This is a genomic window from Bradyrhizobium sp. ISRA430 (assembly GCF_029909975.1).
Lineage (GTDB): Bacteria > Pseudomonadota > Alphaproteobacteria > Rhizobiales > Xanthobacteraceae > Bradyrhizobium.
Map to the genome: position 1 here is coordinate 674071 of NZ_CP094516.1, position 17168 is coordinate 691238.

18 protein-coding genes are annotated in these 17168 nt (G+C 64.9%); 16 read left to right on the forward strand and 2 right to left on the reverse strand.

What is annotated here, in order from left to right:
• Positions 1–14: 14 nt before the first annotated feature.
• A complete protein-coding gene (locus MTX21_RS03630) occupies positions 15–899 on the reverse strand; it encodes a LysR family transcriptional regulator (protein WP_280970560.1) in 885 nt (294 codons plus the stop codon).
• Between the two features lie 112 nt (positions 900–1011).
• Between MTX21_RS03630 and MTX21_RS03635 the strand changes: the two genes are divergently transcribed.
• From MTX21_RS03635 to MTX21_RS03650, 4 genes are all read left to right on the forward strand, one after another.
• Positions 1012–2376: an FAD-dependent oxidoreductase gene (locus tag MTX21_RS03635; RefSeq protein ID WP_280970561.1), complete on the forward strand. Its 1365-nt coding sequence runs from the start codon at positions 1012–1014 to the stop codon at positions 2374–2376.
• Positions 2377–2396: 20 nt separating this feature from the next.
• Positions 2397–3398: an ABC transporter substrate-binding protein gene (locus MTX21_RS03640; protein WP_280970562.1), complete on the forward strand. Its 1002-nt coding sequence runs from the start codon at positions 2397–2399 to the stop codon at positions 3396–3398.
• Between the two features lie 177 nt (positions 3399–3575).
• The gene (locus tag MTX21_RS03645) at positions 3576–4349 is read left to right on the forward strand and encodes an ABC transporter ATP-binding protein (protein WP_280970563.1); all 774 of its coding nucleotides are present in this window, start codon (positions 3576–3578) and stop codon (positions 4347–4349) included.
• Complete coding sequence (locus MTX21_RS03650) at positions 4342–5169, forward strand: ABC transporter permease (RefSeq protein ID WP_280970564.1); 828 nt, start codon at positions 4342–4344, stop codon at positions 5167–5169. The genes MTX21_RS03645 and MTX21_RS03650 overlap by 8 nt, the downstream gene beginning before the upstream one ends.
• A 54-nt stretch (positions 5170–5223) precedes the next feature.
• On the opposite strand, the gene hemB is transcribed toward MTX21_RS03650, so the two are convergent.
• Complete coding sequence (hemB, locus tag MTX21_RS03655; protein ID WP_280970565.1) at positions 5224–6285, reverse strand: porphobilinogen synthase; 1062 nt, start codon at positions 6283–6285, stop codon at positions 5224–5226.
• Positions 6286–6408: 123 nt separating this feature from the next.
• On the opposite strand from hemB, the gene MTX21_RS03660 reads away from it, so the two are divergent.
• The 12 genes from MTX21_RS03660 (at position 6409) to MTX21_RS03715 (ending at position 17022) form a co-directional block, all read left to right on the forward strand.
• A complete protein-coding gene (locus MTX21_RS03660) occupies positions 6409–6894 on the forward strand; it encodes a DUF6163 family protein (protein WP_280970566.1) in 486 nt (161 codons plus the stop codon).
• A 506-nt stretch (positions 6895–7400) separates the two neighbouring features.
• Positions 7401–7919 (forward strand): MarR family winged helix-turn-helix transcriptional regulator, encoded by a 519-nt coding sequence (locus tag MTX21_RS03665; RefSeq protein WP_279377351.1) that lies wholly within the window; start codon positions 7401–7403, stop codon positions 7917–7919.
• Between the two features lie 201 nt (positions 7920–8120).
• A complete protein-coding gene (locus tag MTX21_RS03670) occupies positions 8121–8357 on the forward strand; it encodes a hypothetical protein (protein ID WP_280970567.1) in 237 nt (78 codons plus the stop codon).
• A 37-nt stretch (positions 8358–8394) separates the two neighbouring features.
• The gene (locus MTX21_RS03675; RefSeq protein ID WP_280970568.1) at positions 8395–8616 is read left to right on the forward strand and encodes a hypothetical protein; all 222 of its coding nucleotides are present in this window, start codon (positions 8395–8397) and stop codon (positions 8614–8616) included.
• Positions 8617–8884: 268 nt separating this feature from the next.
• Positions 8885–10183 (forward strand): serine hydroxymethyltransferase, encoded by a 1299-nt coding sequence (gene glyA / locus MTX21_RS03680; protein WP_280970569.1) that lies wholly within the window; start codon positions 8885–8887, stop codon positions 10181–10183.
• A gap of 15 nt (positions 10184–10198) precedes the next feature.
• A complete protein-coding gene (gene nrdR / locus MTX21_RS03685) occupies positions 10199–10681 on the forward strand; it encodes a transcriptional regulator NrdR (RefSeq protein ID WP_011087793.1) in 483 nt (160 codons plus the stop codon).
• Positions 10678–11826 carry a bifunctional diaminohydroxyphosphoribosylaminopyrimidine deaminase/5-amino-6-(5-phosphoribosylamino)uracil reductase RibD gene (ribD, locus tag MTX21_RS03690; protein ID WP_280970570.1) on the forward strand — a complete coding sequence of 383 codons (1149 nt, stop codon included), beginning with the start codon at positions 10678–10680 and terminating at the stop codon, positions 11824–11826. The genes nrdR and ribD overlap by 4 nt, the downstream gene beginning before the upstream one ends.
• Entirely contained in the window at positions 11826–12434 is a 609-nt protein-coding gene (locus tag MTX21_RS03695; RefSeq protein WP_280970571.1) for a riboflavin synthase, read from the forward strand. Before ribD ends, MTX21_RS03695 begins: the two co-directional genes overlap by 1 nt.
• 111 nt (positions 12435–12545) lie before the next feature.
• Positions 12546–13037, forward strand: a complete 492-nt coding sequence (gene ribH / locus MTX21_RS03700; RefSeq protein ID WP_280970572.1) for a 6,7-dimethyl-8-ribityllumazine synthase — start codon at positions 12546–12548, stop codon at positions 13035–13037.
• Between the two features lie 3 nt (positions 13038–13040).
• Complete coding sequence (gene nusB, locus MTX21_RS03705; RefSeq protein WP_063708904.1) at positions 13041–13538, forward strand: transcription antitermination factor NusB; 498 nt, start codon at positions 13041–13043, stop codon at positions 13536–13538.
• A gap of 139 nt (positions 13539–13677) precedes the next feature.
• Entirely contained in the window at positions 13678–14676 is a 999-nt protein-coding gene (thiL, locus tag MTX21_RS03710; RefSeq protein ID WP_280970573.1) for a thiamine-phosphate kinase, read from the forward strand.
• Between the two features lie 225 nt (positions 14677–14901).
• Entirely contained in the window at positions 14902–17022 is a 2121-nt protein-coding gene (locus MTX21_RS03715) for a sodium-translocating pyrophosphatase (protein ID WP_280970574.1), read from the forward strand.
• Positions 17023–17168: the final 146 nt, after the last annotated feature.

Here is a 17168-nt window from a genome sequence, read left to right on the forward strand (position 1 = left end):
GACGGACAGTGGTCTCACAGCGCCGGCGCGAGCGACGATCTGAGCAGGGTGAGCAGCGCCTGCACCGCGGCCGCATTGCGCCGCCGCTCGGGGATCGCGGCCTTCACCCACAGCTCGGGAATCGGAAACTCGCGCAACACCGGCTTGAGCATGCCGTCGCGTAAAGAGTCCGCGACGAGATAATGCGAGATCAGCGCGATGCCGTTGCCGGCGATCGCGCTGCGCGCCAGCACATGTCCCTCGTTGGAGGCGAGCAGCGGGCTGACCTGGACGCTGATGCGGCCGCGTGGTCCGTCAAAAATCCACTCCGGTCCCGTCGGCAGAAAGCTGAGACAGCGATGATCGACGAGATCGCGCGGATGCTTGGGCGTGCCGTGCGTCCTCAGGTAAGCTGGTGAGGCGCAGAGCAGCCGCTTCAGCGGACATAGCGGCTCGTCGACGACGCCGCCAAAGGAGTGTGGAAAGGCGCCGATGGCGATGTCAAAGCCTTCGGTCACGGGATCGACCGGGCGATCGATTAGCACGATCTCGAGCTTCAGTCGCGGGTTCTGCGTCTGGAAGGCGCTGAAGGCATCCGCAAGCCGCGCCACGGTCAGCGAGGTCGGTGCCTTGATGCGCAGATGATCGACGAGGTCGTGGCCCTTCTCGCCCATGCGCGAGAGCAGGTCGGTGGCGTCGGCGACGACGCCGCGCGCGCGATGCACATAACGTTGGCCGGCTTCGGTGAGCCGCAATTGCCGCGTCGAGCGGTGGAACAGTGGCATGCCGATCCGCGCCTCCAATTGCGTGACGCGCTTGGCGACCACCGAGGTCGAAATGCCCAGTTTTCGCGCGGCGGCGGAGAAGCCGGCCGTATCCGCGGTGGCGAGAAACGCCTGTAGATTCACCAGGATGTCCATTCCGACCTTTCTCGATTCGCGAAAGCTGATCGCATATTTTGGTGGATTGTAGCCTCACCCGCGTTAATTCATAGTCGGTCCCAAGCAAAGGATTTTGGGAGCAGGACGCGCCATGCGGGCCATGATGATCGAAGAACCAGCACGCAAGGTGCCGCTCTACGGCGAATATGAAGTCGTCGTGCTCGGCGGCGGCCCTGCCGGCATCGTGGCGGCGGCCTCCGCGGCGCGCGCCGGGCGGCGGACGCTGCTGATCGAGCGCTACGGCTTTCTCGGCGGCATGGGTACCGCGGCCGGCGTCACCAATTTCTGCGGCCTGCACGGCAATGTCTACGGCAAGGCCCATCGGCTGGTGCAGGGCATGGCGTCCGAGCTGCTGGCCCGGATCGATCGGTTGAACGGGCTGAACGCGCCGCATCTGATCCTCGGCAAGGTCTTTGCCCAGGCCTATGACACCGCCGCCTACAAGATCGCGGCCGACGAACTCCTTGCAAGCCACAAGGTGCACATCCTCTTCCACGCGCTCGGCGCCGGCGTGGTGATGAGCGACGACCGCCGCATCGATGCGCTGATGGTCGAGACCAAGGCCGGACGGCAGGCGGTGCGATCAGAGATTTTCATCGACTGCTCCGGCGACGGCGATCTCGCGGTTTGGGCCGGCGCGCCGTTCGAGGTCGGCGACGAGCACGGCCATCCGCTCTACCCATCGATGATGCTCCGTCTCAACGGCATCGATCCCGAGCGGGCGGGCGATGCCTGGCGGACCATCCCGCAATTGATGGAGAAGGCCATCGCTGCCGGCACGCATAAATTCCCGCGCAAGAGCGCGATCGTGCGGCCGCAGAAATCGGGCATCGAATGGCGGGTCAATTTCACGCAAGTTGCACGCGAGGACGGCTACGCCATCAACGGCATCGAGCCGGACGATCTCACCCGTGGCGAGATCGAGGGCCGCAAGCAGGCGCTCGCCGCGTTCGAATTTTTGCGCACCGTGCCGGGCTTTGAAAAGTCCTACATCGTCGACCTGCCGCCGCAGCTCGGCATCCGCGAGACTCGCCGCATCAAGGGTGGCTATCAGCTCAGCGGCGAGGATGTGCTGACTTGCGCCTCGTTCGAGGATTCGATCGGCGTCAATGGCTGGCCGATCGAGGCCCACGTTCCCGGCGATGTCGTCTTCACCTTCCCGCCGATCCCGGAATCGCGGGGCTATAACGAGCTGCCCTACCGAATGCTGGTGCCCGAAGGCATCGACAATCTCCTGGTCGCCGGCCGCTGTGCCTCCATGACCCATGAGGGCCAGTCGGCGGCACGGGTCTCAGGCGCCTGCTTCGTGATGGGCGAGGCGGCCGGTTCCGCCGCGGCGCTGGCGCTCGCCGCAAACCGGATCCCGCGTGACATCCCGGTTGAAAAATTGCAGGAAACGTTGAAACAACAGGGCGCCTTCATTGGGCGGGACCAGACCGTGCCCGAGGGGCTGTAAGAAACGACGGAGGAAGCCTGATGGGTTGGGTTGCGCGGTTCGCTGTAGCGAGCCTGTTGACGCTGACGACGATTGGAGCAGCGCAGGCCGAGGAGGCGAAGGCCAAGATTGGTGTGCTCAGGCTGTCGTCCTCCGCGCCCGTCTTCATCGCGCAGGACAAGGGCTACTTTCGCGAGGCCGGCCTCGACGTCGAGCTGAAATTCTTCGATGCGGCACAGCCGATCGCGGTCGCCACCACCTCGGGCGATGTCGATTTCGGCATCACCGCTTTTACCGCCGGTCTCTACAATCTCGCCGGCAAGGGCACGCTGAAGGTGATCGGCGGCATGAGCCGGGAGAAGCCCGGGTATCCCCTGATCGGCTATTTCGCCAGCAACAACGCCTATGCGGCCGGGCTGAAGACGCCGAAGGACCTCGCGGGTAAGCGCGTGGCGGTGACACAAGTCGGCTCCTCCTTCCACTATTCGCTCGGCCTGCTCGCCGACAAATACGGCTTCAAGCTTCCGGACGTGAAGATCGTCCCGCTGCAGTCGCTGTCGAATGCGGCCGCGGCGCTCAAGGGCGAGACGGTGGATGCTGCCTTGCTCCCGGTCTCCACCGCGCGAAAGCTGATGGACGAAGGTGGCGCAAAATTCCTGGGCTGGGTCGGCGACGAGACGCCCTGGCAATTGGGCGCGGTATTCGCCTCGCCGAAGACGCTGACCAACAAAGCGTTGGTGACGAAGCTGCTCGGCGCCCTGGCAAAAGCCGATCGCGAATATCACGACGTCATCCTCGCCGCGATGAAGGACGGCGTCGCGCCCATCAACGACAAGACCAAGCCGCTGCTGGAGATTGTCGCGAAATACACCAACCTCCCGGTCGAGCAGGTGGTCGGCAACTGTGCCTACATCGATCCCGACGGCAAGCTGGATGTGAAGAACGTCGACAACCAGATCAAATGGCTGCAGGAGCAGGGCTTTGCCGACAAGGGCTTTGATGCGAACGCGATCATCGCCAAGGATTTGGTGAAGGCGGATTGATGATGCGCGCAGCCCTCTTTCCCCGTCATCCCCGCGCAACGGCGAAGCCGTTGTTGCTGGAGGAGCCGCGAAGCGGCGTCTCGAAGGATGAACGGCCCCTCTATAGCTCGGTCGTGCATCCTTCGAGGCTCGCTTCGCGAGCACCTCAGGATGAAGGGTCGAAGGGAAGCGTGTGAGATGGACCTGATCTCCAATCACATCACCCATCGTTTCGGCGACCTCGCCGTCCTCGACGACGTCTCCTTCACGGTCGGCGCGGGCGAGGTGGTGGCGATTGTCGGGCCGTCGGGCTGCGGCAAGAGCACGCTGCTGTCGATCCTGGGCGGACTGCTGCAGCCGACCTCGGGGGCGTCTGAGCTGCGCGGGGCGCCGCCGGCGGATAGTCTCAATCCTCTAACCTTCGTGTTTCAGGATTTCGCGCTGCTGCCCTGGGCCACGGTGGAGGAGAATGTCGAATTCCCGCTGCTGCATACCCAGCTCTCGCCCGCGCAGCGCCGCGCGCTGGTCGACGATGCGCTGCGCCGCACGGGTCTGACCGATTTCCGCAAGACCTATCCAAAGCAGCTCTCGGGCGGCATGCGCCAGCGCGTCGGCATTTCGCGCGCGCTTGCGGTCAAGCCCGCCATTCTCCTGATGGATGAGCCACTCTCGGCACTGGATTCGCAGACCCGCGAATTGTTGATGGAGGATTTCGTTCGCCTGCTCGCCGACGGCGGCATGGGCGCGGTCTATGTCACCCACAATCTCGAAGAGGCCGCGCGCCTTGCCGACCGCATCGTGGTGCTGTCGCGGCGGCCGGGACGCATTCGCGAGGTCGTGACGGTGCCGATGACCCGCGCGGCGCGCGGCGAAACCGAGGCGCGCGAAAAGCTCCTCGCGCTTCAGAACCAGATCTGGTCGCTGATCCGCAACGAGGCGATCGATGCCGAGCGTGAGGTCCAGCATGCTTGATCGTGCGGCAACGACGGAAACGTCTGCGAAGGAAGAAGCGACGCGGCGCGTCCGTTTCCGCGGTGCAGGCTTCGTGCCGGCCAGCAGCCGTTTTGGCGGCTGGATCGCGCTCGCGCTCGTTATCGCGGTGTGGCAGGTGGCCGGCAGCGCCGGTCTCGTCAACCCGCTGTTTCTTCCCGCGCCGTCGGCGATCGCGCGCGCGATTTATGAGCTCGCCGTTTCTGGCGCGCTCTGGCAGCATCTTTCCGCCTCGCTGCTGCGCATCGGCGTCGGTTGGGTGCTCGGGACCGCGGCCGGCGTGGCCGTCGGCTTTGCCATTGGCCTGTCGCGGCTCGCGCGCAGTGTCGGCATCACCTTCATCTCCGCGCTGTTTCCGATTCCGAAGATCGCGCTGCTGCCGCTGTTGATCCTCTGGCTCGGCATCGGCGAAGAGCCGAAGATCGCGACCATTGCCCTCGGCGTGTTCTTCTCGACCGCGATATCGGTCTATAGCGGCGTCGACGCCGTGCCGCGCAATCTCATCCGCATGGCGCAGAGCTTCAACGTGCCGTTCGCGACCATCGTCCGGAAGGTGATCTGGCCCGGCGCGCTACCCTCGATCCTCGCCGGCTTCCGCATCACCGCCTCCGTCGCGCTGCTGCTCGTCGTCAGCGCCGAGATGATCGGCGCGCAATACGGCATCGGCGCCTTCGTGCTCCAGGCCGGCAATCTCATGCAGACGGACCAGTTGCTGGCGGGCGTCGTGATCCTGTCGCTGTTCGGGCTTGCGGTGGGGAAGGTGATCAATTGGCTGGAGACGCGGCTGTTGCATTGGCGGTGATGAAGGTGCCAAGCGTCGGCCCGATCATCGCCAGGATGCGGAAGCAGCGTGCCCTTACACCTGCGCTCTGATCTTCTCCGCCGCTTTCGGTGCAAAATAGCTCAGCACGCCGTCGGCGCCGGCGCGTTTGAAGGCGAGGAGGCTTTCCATCATGGCGCGATCGCCGTCGAGCCAGCCGTTGTTTGCGGCAGCCATGATCATCGCGTATTCGCCGGAGACCTGGTAGGCGAAGGTCGGCATAGCGAAGGTGTCCTTCACGCGCCGTACGACGTCGAGATAAGGCATGCCGGGCTTCACCATCACCATGTCGGCGCCTTCGGCGATGTCGAGCTCCACTTCGCGTAGCGCTTCATCGGTGTTGGCGCTGTCCATCTGGTAGGTGCGCTTGTCACCGGTCAGCGTCTTGGCCGAGCCGATCGCGTCGCGGAACGGGCCGTAGAAGGCGGAGGCGTATTTCGCCGCATAGGCCATGATCTGCACGTCGATGAGGCCCGCACGGTCGAGCCCCTCGCGGATCGCGGCGACGCGGCCGTCCATCATGTCGGAGGGCGCGATGATGTCGCAGCCGGCTTCGGCCTGCACCAAGGCCTGACGCACCAGCACGGCGACCGTCTCGTCGTTGAGGATCTTGCCGTCGGCGATCAGGCCGTCATGGCCGTGGCTGGTGAAGGGATCGAGCGCGACGTCGCAGAGAATGCCGAGATCGGGAAACTCCTTCTTGATCGCGCGCACCGCCTGGCAGACCAGATTGTTCGGATTGGTGGCTTCCGAGCCTTCCTCGTCGCGCAAGGACGGATCGGTGTAGGGAAACAGCGCGATGCAGGGGATGGTGAGCTCCATCGCACGCTCAGCCTCGCGCACGGCCTGGTCGACGCTGAGGCGATCGACGCCCGGCATCGAGGCGACCTGCTCGCGCTTGTTGCTGCCGTCGATCAGGAACAGCGGCCAGATTAGATCGTCGGTCGTGAGTACATTCTCGCGCACCATGCGCCGCGCCCATTCGGCTTTGCGGTTGCGGCGCGGGCGGACGGTCAGATCGAGGGCGGGGGAGGCGACTGCGCCATCCCGGCGAGCGACCTCGCGCAGTTCGATCGGACGTCCGTATTTCATCGCCATTACTCTTCCTCCGGCTGGAATTATTCTTATACCAGCTCGCACGGTTCCCGTCACCGCGGCTTGACCTGCCGCAAGGGGATGGCAGCCGATTGATTTTGCGGAGCAAAGCAGCCAGAAGGGGCCATGTCCGAAATCTCAACCCGCGATGCGGCCCGCGACAGCACCAGGGACAATGCCAGAGACAAAGCCATGTCGGTGGCTGCGATCTCGTCGGAGCGTACCGAGTCCGACGAGAATGTCTGGACGCGCCGGCTCGTGCTGTTCCTGCGGGTGATGGCGCTGCTCTCGATCCTCAAGGGTCTCTACCACTGGGCGCAGGTTACAGGCTTCGTGGGCGGCGAGGACGAGGCATTCGAGAACCAGCCGATGGCCTGGCAGGCGGCGACGGTCTATTTCGCAGTGATCGAGCTCGTCGCCGCCGTCGGCCTCTGGTTAGCCACGCCCTGGGGCGCGGTGGTGTGGCTCACCACCGTAGTGTCGATGGCGGTGATCGAACTGATGTTCCCGGGCATCTACGGCGGCAGCCTCATCGTGGTTGCGGTCGAAGCCTTGATGCTCGCCGCCTATCTCGCGCTCGCCTGGATGGCTGCGCGCGAACGGCCGCCATAAGCAACTGCAACTGGCTCTCGTGCCCCGGACGCAGCGCAGCACGCAGTGATGCGCTGCTGAGCCTGGGCCCACTCTTTCAGCAATCTATTGGCTGTCTGGGTCGCGGCTCTGCGATGCACCGCTGCGCGCTGCATCTTGTCCGGGACACGAGGATGATCGCGAGTTCGTGGTTGACCGATCGTTGCGTAAAATTCGCCGTAACTTTTTGCTAACCGGGCATGTTCCGCCACAGCCGTTACGCGCTCGTTTCGAAACAGGGCAGGGCTGTTCTGGAATGCGACAGAAGGGGCGGACGGAGGGTGAACAGGACCTTGCAACGGTCAACAGACGGTTGCGAAAAGTCCTTGCAGCACAAGCTTAATCCGCAATTCACTGTCCTAAATTCATGATCTCTTTATTGTCTTATTTAAGCTGATCTTCAAACGGCCCCCTTAAGTTGCACCTATCAGGCGGGACACAAGTTTCGTCGAATAAGTGTCGATAAAAACGACAACAGGGGAAGTGTCATGATGAAAGCCGTCGCAACTGCGGCAGATACCGCAGAGCGCGTCGCCGGCCAGCAGGGGTCGGTGCAGTCGCTCTATCTGGAAGCATTGACTCTGGTGGAGCGGCTGCATCGCCGTCTCCTCGACGTCATCAAGGACGAGTTCGATCGCCGCGGTCGCGCCGACATCAACTCGGTGCAGGCGCTCTTGCTCTACAACATCGGCGACAAGGAGCTGACCGCGGGCGAGCTGCGCACGCGCGGCTACTATCTCGGCTCCAACGTCTCCTACAATCTGAAGAAGCTCGTCGAGCTCGGCTTTCTCGATCATCAGCGCTCGCGCGTCGATCGCCGCTCGGTGCGCATCCGCCTGACCCCGCAGGGCCAGGAAGTCCGTCGCATCGTCGATGCGCTCTACCAGAAGCACGTCAAGACGGTGGAGCAGGTCGGTGGCATCTCGGGCGACGAGTTCGCGACCCTCAACAAGTCGCTGCACCGTCTCGAGCGGTTCTGGACCGACCAGATCCTGTACCGGCTCTGAGTTCTTTCGGAGGGATCAAGGCCAAGCCGGCCACAACAAGACCGGCAAGCCTCCCGAACGTGCCTAACTTCCCCAATCGCACCGGCCCGGCTCTGCCCGGACCGGTGCGTTTTGTCTTTTTGCACCCGCGAAAAAAAGCTGGCCACCCCAGGGAACGAGTTCCCAGCTCGGCACTTATCCCTTCCCGATCGGAGGACGACGATGCTGGTCGAGCGCGGACTGGGCGTGATGAACGTGGAACTCGTGAGCGAAGCCTATGCCATCGCCGCGAACTACCTTCGTCGCTCCGGTGCGATTCCCGACACGCTCGCCACCAACGAACGCCTGCTCGAGATCATCATCAAGCTGCTCCAGCACGGCGAATTCAACAAGATCAGGCTTGCCAACAAGGCCATTGCCAGATTCGAGGCGCAGCCCGAGGCGCAAGCGTTTGCCTGATCAAGACCCCCAAAATCCGGACCAACCAGAGGGTGCCATGGAAGCTGCCATCGATCGCATCATGAAGACCTATGATCTGCTCGCCAACCGCACCGCGGCGGCCAGCGAGGAGGCGAGGGCGAAGGTGACGACCTACCTCAACACGTTGATGGAAGCCGGCGAGAAGGACCCCCACAGGTTGACCGTGTGCGGCCTGACGTACTTGCGCGAGCTCGACGGCAGCATCGACCCCGTGAAGGCTGGGTATACCGGGCTGTAGAAGCAAGGGGTCCTCGGTCGACGCGCCGGCGCGCGGCTGAATGGTCCGAAGCGGTCCTTCCTGGATGCTTGGCGCGCCGGCGAATCCTGAGGGGCGCCGGGGCGCCAAATTCCCCCAATCCCCACCATATCTTGCATAAATATCGTCCCGGACCCGCAAATGCTTGGCCGGGGACGGGCGATGTGGTAGATCGCGCTCGCCGCTTCCGATCGCCACACCAGACCGCCCGTAGCCGCCAAAAGGCTGCGGCGGTGGAGATATTCGCAAGATGACGTCTGCCAAGACCGCCTCCGCGCCCGATTCGTTTTTCACCGCCTCGCTCGAGCAGGCCGACCCGGAAATCGCCGCCGCCATCAAGGGCGAGCTCGGCCGGCAACGCCATGAGATCGAGTTGATCGCCTCCGAAAACATCGTCAGCCGCGCCGTGCTGGAAGCGCAGGGCTCGGTGATGACGAACAAATATGCGGAAGGCTATCCGGGCGCGCGCTACTACGGCGGTTGCGAGTGGGTCGACGTCGCCGAGAACCTGGCGATCGATCGTGCCAAGAAGCTGTTCGGCGCGAACTTCGCCAACGTGCAGCCGAACTCGGGCAGCCAGATGAACCAGGCGGTGTTCCTGGCGCTGCTCCAGCCCGGCGACACCTTCATGGGCCTTGATCTGGCGGCCGGCGGCCATCTCACCCACGGTTCGCCCGTCAACATGAGCGGCAAATGGTTCAAGGCCGCGCACTACACCGTGCGCCGCGAGGACCAGGTCATCGACATGGACGCGGTGGCCAAACAGGCGGAGCAGGTCAAGCCGAAGCTGATCATCGCCGGTGGCTCGGCCTATTCGCGCGCCTGGGACTTTAAGCGCTTCCGCGAGATCGCGGATAGCGTCGGCGCGTATCTGCTGGTCGACATGGCGCACTTTGCCGGTCTCGTCGCCGGCGGCGTGCATGCTTCGCCCGTGCCGTACGCCCACGTCACCACCACCACGACGCATAAGTCGCTGCGCGGCCCGCGCGGCGGCCTCATGCTGTGGAATGACGAGACGCTGACCAAGAAGCTCAACTCGGCGATCTTCCCGGGCCTGCAGGGCGGCCCGTTGATGCATGTGATCGCAGCGAAGGCGGTCGCCTTCGGCGAGGCGCTACGTCCGGACTTCAAGGTCTATGCGAAGAACATCGTCGAGAACGCCAAGGCGCTGGCCGAGACGCTGAAGGGGCACGGGCTCGACATTGTCTCGGGCGGCACCGACAACCATCTGATGCTGGTGGACCTGCGGCCGAAAGGCCTGAAGGGCAATGTCTCGGAGAAGGCGCTGGTCCGCGCGGCCATTACCTGCAACAAGAACGGTATTCCCTTCGACCCCGAGACGCCCTTCGTCACCTCGGGCCTGCGCCTGGGCACGCCGGCAGCGACCACCCGCGGCTTCGGCGTTGCCGAGTTTCAGCAGGTCGGCGGTATGATCGCCGAAGTGCTCAACGCGATCGCGCAGTCCTCCGATGGCAAGGCGCCACTGGTGGAAGCCGCGATCAAGGAGCGCGTCAAGGCACTCACCGATCGGTTCCCGATCTATCAGTAAGGCTGGGCCAAGCGGATGCGCTGTCCGAACTGCAACAGTCTCGATACGCAGGTAAAGGACTCGCGTCCGACCGAGGACTCTTCCGTGATTCGCAGGCGGCGCGTGTGCGTCGCCTGCAATTTCCGCTTCACGACCTTCGAGCGCGTGCAGCTTCGCGAGCTCACCGTGATCAAGCGCAACGGCCGCCGCGTGCCGTTCGACCGCGACAAGCTGATGCGCTCGGTGCAGATCTCGCTCCGAAAGCGGCAGGTCGAGCCGGAGCGGGTGGAGAAGATGGTCTCCACCATCGTGCGCGAGCTCGAGACGGGCGGTGAGGCCGAGATCTCCTCCGAGGTGATCGGCGAGACCGTGATGGAACATCTGCGCACGCTCGACGACGTCGCCTATGTGCGCTTCGCCTCGGTTTACCGCAATTTCCGCGAGGCGAAGGATTTCGCCGACGTGCTCGGCGAGCTCTCCGGTGAGGAGGAAGCGCGGCTCGCCGCGATCCGCAAATGATCTTCCGCATCCTGGAGGATCAGTTCGCGCAAAAAGCCCGCGAGTCCAAGGACGCCGATCGCCGTTTCATGCACCTTGCATTGGCACTCGGTCGGCGCGGGCAAGGGCGCACCTGGCCGAACCCGGCCGTCGGCGCCGTCATCGTCAAGGACGGGGTGATCGTCGGGCGGGGCTGGACGCAACCCGGCGGACGTCCGCATGCCGAGCCCGAAGCGTTGCGGCGGGCAGGCGAGGCGGCACGGGGTGCCACGCTCTATGTCACGCTCGAGCCGTGCTCGCATTTCGGCAAGTCGCCGCCTTGTGTGGACGCGGTGATCGCCGCCGGCATCAAGCGGGTGGTGGCGGCGATCGAGGACCCCAATCCAGAGGTTGCAGGGCAGGGCCATGCGCGCTTGCGCGCCGCCGGCATCGCTGTTGATGTGGGTCTGTGCGCGGCAGAGGCCGCTTTCGACCACGCCGGCCATTTCCGTCGTATCCGGGACAATCGCCCGCATGTGATCCTGAAGCTCGCGGTCTCGCCTGACGGCAAGATCGGTGCAGCCGGTGGCAAGCCGGTGGCGATCACGGGGGAAACCGCGCGCAATCGCGTGCATCTGCTGCGCGCGCAGAGCGACGCTATCCTGGTGGGCATCGGCACGGTGCTGGCGGACGATCCGCTCCTCACCTGCCGCCTGCCGGGCATGGCGGTACGTTCGCCGGTGCGCGTGGTGCTCGACCAGAGTCTGCGGATTCCGGGATCGAGCCAACTTGTCGGTACCGCGCGCGAGACACCGCTCTGGGTGGTTGGCTCGGAGCTTGCGGAAGCGGCGGCCGCCACCCGGCTGGGCGCGGCCGGGGCGCAGATCGTCCGCGTGCCGCCCGGCAACGCAACGGGGCTCGATCTGCCGGCCGTGGTGCGTGCGCTCGCCGAGAAGGGCGTCACGCGGCTGATGGTCGAGGGCGGCAGCCGTGTCGCGGCCTCGTTCGTCACGGCTGACCTCGTCGACGAGGTCTGGCTGTTCCGCGGAGCGGAAGACGTTGGCGAGGGCGGCGTCGATGCGCTCGATGCATTGCCCCTGTCGAAAATCACGCAGTCGCAGGTCTTCAAGGTTCATGCTAGCGAGACGTTCGACAAGGATACTCTCACGATCTACGAGCGCGCCTAATGTTCACCGGCATTGTCACCGATATCGGCGAGATCGTCAGCCTGACGCCGACCGCGCAGGGGCAGTTGCATCGCCTGCGCGTCGCCTGCCGCTACGATCGCGCGACCATCGCCGATGGCGCCTCGATCGCGTGCAACGGCGTCTGCCTGACGGTGGTTGCTTCCGGCATTGATGGCGACAGGACCTGGTTCGATGTCGATGCCGCCGCCGAGACGCTGGCGCTGACCACGGCGAAGCATTGGAAGGTGGGCACCAAGCTCAATCTCGAGCGCGCGCTCAAGATCGGCGACGAGCTCGGCGGCCATATCGTCGCCGGCCATGCCGACGGGATCGCGACGATCGTCAGCCGCGAGGACCTGCCCGACATGGCGCGGTTCGAGCTGCGCACGACGCGCGAGCTTGCACGCTTCATCGCCACCAAGGGCTCAATCACGCTCGACGGCGTGTCGCTGACGATCAATACGGTGGCCGACGTGACCTTTTCGGTCCTGATCATCCCGCACACGCTGACGGTCACGACCATCGGCGGCTGGAAGGCGGGGAGCGAGGTCAATATCGAGGTCGACCTGATGGCCCGCTACGCGGCGCGCCTGACGGAAATGAAGTGATGGTGACCAAAGATCGTCATGCGCGGGCTTGACCCGCGCATCCATCCTCTTAAGAGGTCTTGACCCGATGGATTGCCGGGTCAGGCCCGGCAATGACAAAGCAGGTTTAAGATGGCAGACGCGCGGCGCGCACCCCTGAAGGACCAGACCGACATCTCCGGCGCGCGCGCGCTGATCGTCGAGGCACGGTTCTATGACGATCTGCAGGATGCGCTATTGGAGGGCGCCGTGGCCGAGCTGAAGGCGGCGGGCGTGACCCATGACGTGATCACGGTTCCCGGCGCGCTGGAGATTCCGGCGGCGGTCGCGATCGCGGTCGACGCGGCTGCGGCGAACGGCAAGCCCTATGACGCGGTGGTCGCGCTCGGCTGCGTGATCCGCGGCGACACCATCCATTTCGAGATCGTTTCGCAGGAATCCTCGCGCGCGCTGATGGATCTTGCGGTTTCGCGGAAACTGCCGCTCGGCAACGGCATTCTTACCGTCAACACCGAAGCGCAGGCCTGGGCGCGGGCGCGAGCAAGCGAACTGAACAAGGGCGGCGATGCCGCGCGGGCCGCACTGGCCATGCTGCGCATCAAACGCCGCCTGGCGCGGGCCTGACACATGGCTGACAATGGCAAAAAGCAGGCCGGCGGTCTGGAGAAGAAAGCGAACCGGCGCGGTGCGGCGCGGCTCGCCGCGGTCCAGGCGTTGTACCAGATGGACATCGCGGGCGCCGGCATCAACGACATCTTCGCCGAGTTCGAGAGCCACTGGCTCGGTAACGAGGTCGAGGGCGACAAGTACCTGCCGGCGGAAGCGGCGTTCTTCCGGGACGTCGTCTCGGGCGTGGTGCGCGACCAGAAGAAGCTCGATCCCCTGATCGACGAAGCGTTATCGAAGGGCTGGCCGCTCAAGCGCATCGAGGCGATCCTGCGCGCGGTGCTGCGGGCCGGGGCGTATGAGCTTCAACACCGCAAGGACGTTCCGGGTCGCGTCGTCGTCTCCGAATATGTCGACGTCGCCAATGCCTTCGTCGATCGCGAGGAGACCGGCATGGTCAACGCGGTGCTCGACCAGATCGGCCGCCAGTTTCGCGGTGACGAGTTCGGGCGGGGGTAGTTGTACGTTCCGCTGTCATCACCCGCGAAAGCGGGTGATCCAGTACGCCGCGGCAGCGGTAATTGATATCCGGCGTCTCGGCGTACTGGATCGCCCGGTCAAGCCGGGCGATGACAGTGGAGTGTGGGGCTAGCGTCAAATGACTAACACGCGAGACACCTCGGCCGAAGACTCCCTGATCGCGCGCTATTTCAAGCCGCTGGCGACTGATCCCGGTGCGTTCGGCCTCGTCGATGATGCCGCCATCCTGAGATCATCCAGCGAGGACATCGTCGTCACCACCGACGCCGTGGTCGAAGGTGTGCATTATCTTGCCGACGATCCGCCCGGCACCGTCGCACGCAAGGCGCTGCGGGTGAATCTGTCCGATCTCGCCGCCAAGGCGGCGGTGCCAGCCGGCTTCGTGCTGACGCTGGCGCTACGCAGCAAGGAGGATGCCTGGCTCGGGGCGTTCGCGGATGCGCTCGGCGAGGACGCGAAGGCGTTCGCATGCCCGCTGCTCGGCGGCGACACGGTGTCGACGCCGGGACCGCAGATGATCTCGATCACCGCCTTCGGCCGGGTGCCGCACGGACGGATGGTCAGCCGCACCGGTGCTAGGCTCGGCGATCGCATCCTGGTGACGGGGACGATCGGCGATGCCGCGCTCGGCCTCGACATTCTCAAGGGCGGGGCGGCTGCCCAGGCGCTGGCCTCCGATCCGCGTGCGGAGGAGATGCTGGTGTCGCGCTATCGCGTGCCGCAGCCGCGCAACCCGCTGGCAGAGGCAGTGCGCGACCACGCGACCGCAGCGATGGATGTCTCGGACGGGCTGGCCGGCGATTTGACGAAGCTCTGCGCAGCATCGGGCGTCTCGGCGACCATTGAGGTCGCGAGCGTGCCGCTGTCCGCTGCAGCAGCCGGCTTGGTTGCGCGCAATGCCGTCGGCATCGAGACGCTGCTTTCCGGGGGCGACGACTACGAGGTGTTGTGCACTGTCCCGGCCGCCCAAAGCGATGCGCTGATTGCCGCGGGGCGGGCGGTGGGCGTTGCGGTGACGGCCATCGGCACGATCGTCGAAGGCTCCGAGCGGCCGCGTTTCCTGGACGGCCAGGGCAAGGAACTGGTGCTGCAGCGGCTGTCCTACAGCCACTTCTAGGAACGTCTCCAGATCTGGCGCCTTCGCCCTAAATACGTGCTGAGATCGGCGTTTTCGGCCGCTTCCGGCGTTGCACCATCAATTTGATTTTGGCAAGCTCATGACCGACTGGGGCCGCCCCTTCGGGCAAGGGGCGGCCCTGTTCAACATCAAGGCGCCGCACCCGCATGACGGAAAAACACAAAGGCGCCGGGGGTACATCAAGGATCTGAGGCAAAAAATCACATGACAGCATTATGGTTGATAGTGCTCTGCGGAGTGCTTTCCGTCGTCTACGCGATCTGGGCGACGTCTTCGGTGTTGGGCGCGGATGCGGGGTCACCGCGCATGCAGGAGATTGCGGGAGCGGTGCGCGAAGGCGCACAGGCCTACCTGCGGCGCCAGTACACCACGATCGGTCTCGTCGGCATCGTCATCTTCGTGCTGCTTGCCTATTTCCTCGGAGTCTATGTCGCGATTGGTTTCGCCATCGGCGCCGTCCTGTCGGGGGCGGCCGGCTTTATCGGCATGAACGTCTCGGTCCGCGCCAATGTGCGCACCGCCCAGGCCGCGACGACGTCTCTGGCCGGCGGCCTCGAACTCGCCTTCAAGGCGGGTGCGATCACTGGTCTCCTGGTGGCGGGTCTCGCGCTGCTCGGCGTGACCCTCTATTTCGGCTTCCTGGTCCATTCGCTGAAGCTCGCGCCCGATAGCCGCACCGTGGTTGACGCCATGGTGGCGCTCGGTTTCGGTGCCTCTCTGATCTCGATCTTCGCGCGTCTCGGCGGCGGCATCTTCACCAAGGGTGCGGACGTCGGCGGCGACCTCGTCGGCAAGGTCGAGGCGGGCATCCCGGAGGACGATCCGCGCAACCCGGCGACTATCGCCGATAACGTCGGCGATAACGTCGGTGACTGCGCCGGCATGGCAGCCGACCTGTTTGAGACCTATGCGGTGACCGCGGTCGCCACCATGGTGCTGGCGGCGATCTTCTTCGCCAAGACACCGATCCTCGCCAACATGATGACGCTGCCGCTCGCGATCGGCGGCATTTGCATCATCACCTCGATCATCGGCACCTTCTTCGTGAAGCTCGGGCCGAGCCAGTCGATCATGGGCGCGCTCTACAAGGGCCTGATCGCTACTGGCATCCTGTCGTTGATCGGCATCGCGCTGGTGATCTACTACCTGATCGGCTTCGGCAAGCTCGAGGGTGTCGAGTACACCGGCATGGCGCTGTTCGAGTGCGGCGTCGTCGGCCTCGTCGTCACCGCGCTGATCATCTGGATCACCGAATACTACACCGGCACCGACTATCGCCCGGTGAAGTCGATCGCCAAGGCCTCGGTGACCGGTCACGGCACCAACGTGATCCAGGGCCTTGCGGTCTCGATGGAGGCGACCGCACTGCCCGCGATTGTCATCATCGCCGGCATCCTGGTCACCTACAGCCTTGCCGGCCTGTTCGGCATCGCGATCGCGACCGCCACCATGTTGGCGCTGGCCGGGATGATCGTCGCGCTCGACGCCTTCGGTCCCGTCACCGACAATGCCGGCGGCATCGCCGAGATGGCGGGCCTGCCGAAGGAGGTGCGCAAGTCAACCGACGCGCTCGATGCGGTCGGCAACACCACCAAGGCGGTGACCAAGGGCTACGCGATCGGCTCCGCCGGTCTCGGCGCCCTGGTGCTGTTCGCAGCCTACAACCAGGACCTCAAGTTCTTCGTCGCGGGGTCCGCACAGCACGCCTACTTCGCCGGCGTCAATCCGGACTTCTCGCTCAACAATCCCTACGTCGTGGTGGGCCTGCTGTTCGGCGGCCTGCTGCCGTATCTCTTCGGCGCACTGGGCATGACCGCGGTCGGCCGTGCGGCCAGCGCGATCGTGGAGGAAGTGCGACGTCAGTTCCGCGAGAAGCCCGGCATCATGCAGGGCACTGACAAGCCGGACTACGGCAAGGCGGTCGACCTGCTCACCAAGGCGGCGATCAAGGAGATGGTCATCCCCTCGCTGCTGCCGGTGCTGTCGCCGATCGTCGTCTACTTCGTGATCTACGCAATTGCGGGCGGGGGGGCGGCCGGCAAGTCGGCCGCGTTCTCGGCGGTGGGCGCGATGCTGCTGGGCGTGATCGTGACGGGTCTGTTCGTCGCCATCTCGATGACCTCGGGCGGCGGCGCTTGGGACAACGCCAAGAAGTACATCGAGGACGGCCATTTCGGCGGCAAGGGCTCTGACGCCCACAAGTCCGCGGTGACCGGCGACACCGTCGGCGATCCCTACAAGGATACGGCCGGCCCGGCGGTGAACCCGATGATCAAGATCACCAACATCGTGGCGCTGTTGCTGCTCGCGATCCTGGCGCACTGATCGGCGTCTTCGGTTCAAGACAAAACCCCGCGGCGCGAGCCGCGGGTTTTTTGTTTCTGTCTTGAGCCAACGATTCCGATGATTGCTTCCTCATCCTGAGGAGCGCGGAACGCGCGTCTCGAAGGATGAAGGCCCCGCTGGTGGCC

What these genes read in the sequence shown, in the direction of transcription:
- MTX21_RS03630 (WP_280970560.1), bottom strand. Translation starts at nt 899, where the DNA reads ATGGACATCCTGGTGAATCTACAGGCGTTTCTCGCCACCGCGGATACG.
- MTX21_RS03635 (WP_280970561.1), top strand. Translation starts at nt 1,012, where the DNA reads ATGCGGGCCATGATGATCGAAGAACCAGCACGCAAGGTGCCGCTCTAC.
- MTX21_RS03640 (WP_280970562.1), top strand. Translation starts at nt 2,397, where the DNA reads ATGGGTTGGGTTGCGCGGTTCGCTGTAGCGAGCCTGTTGACGCTGACG.
- MTX21_RS03645 (WP_280970563.1), top strand. Translation starts at nt 3,576, where the DNA reads ATGGACCTGATCTCCAATCACATCACCCATCGTTTCGGCGACCTCGCC.
- MTX21_RS03650 (WP_280970564.1), top strand. Translation starts at nt 4,342, where the DNA reads ATGCTTGATCGTGCGGCAACGACGGAAACGTCTGCGAAGGAAGAAGCG.
- hemB (WP_280970565.1), bottom strand. Translation starts at nt 6,285, where the DNA reads ATGGCGATGAAATACGGACGTCCGATCGAACTGCGCGAGGTCGCTCGC.
- MTX21_RS03660 (WP_280970566.1), top strand. Translation starts at nt 6,409, where the DNA reads ATGTCCGAAATCTCAACCCGCGATGCGGCCCGCGACAGCACCAGGGAC.
- MTX21_RS03665 (WP_279377351.1), top strand. Translation starts at nt 7,401, where the DNA reads ATGATGAAAGCCGTCGCAACTGCGGCAGATACCGCAGAGCGCGTCGCC.
- MTX21_RS03670 (WP_280970567.1), top strand. Translation starts at nt 8,121, where the DNA reads ATGCTGGTCGAGCGCGGACTGGGCGTGATGAACGTGGAACTCGTGAGC.
- MTX21_RS03675 (WP_280970568.1), top strand. Translation starts at nt 8,395, where the DNA reads ATGGAAGCTGCCATCGATCGCATCATGAAGACCTATGATCTGCTCGCC.
- glyA (WP_280970569.1), top strand. Translation starts at nt 8,885, where the DNA reads ATGACGTCTGCCAAGACCGCCTCCGCGCCCGATTCGTTTTTCACCGCC.
- nrdR (WP_011087793.1), top strand. Translation starts at nt 10,199, where the DNA reads ATGCGCTGTCCGAACTGCAACAGTCTCGATACGCAGGTAAAGGACTCG.
- ribD (WP_280970570.1), top strand. Translation starts at nt 10,678, where the DNA reads ATGATCTTCCGCATCCTGGAGGATCAGTTCGCGCAAAAAGCCCGCGAG.
- MTX21_RS03695 (WP_280970571.1), top strand. Translation starts at nt 11,826, where the DNA reads ATGTTCACCGGCATTGTCACCGATATCGGCGAGATCGTCAGCCTGACG.
- ribH (WP_280970572.1), top strand. Translation starts at nt 12,546, where the DNA reads ATGGCAGACGCGCGGCGCGCACCCCTGAAGGACCAGACCGACATCTCC.
- nusB (WP_063708904.1), top strand. Translation starts at nt 13,041, where the DNA reads ATGGCTGACAATGGCAAAAAGCAGGCCGGCGGTCTGGAGAAGAAAGCG.
- thiL (WP_280970573.1), top strand. Translation starts at nt 13,678, where the DNA reads ATGACTAACACGCGAGACACCTCGGCCGAAGACTCCCTGATCGCGCGC.
- MTX21_RS03715 (WP_280970574.1), top strand. Translation starts at nt 14,902, where the DNA reads ATGACAGCATTATGGTTGATAGTGCTCTGCGGAGTGCTTTCCGTCGTC.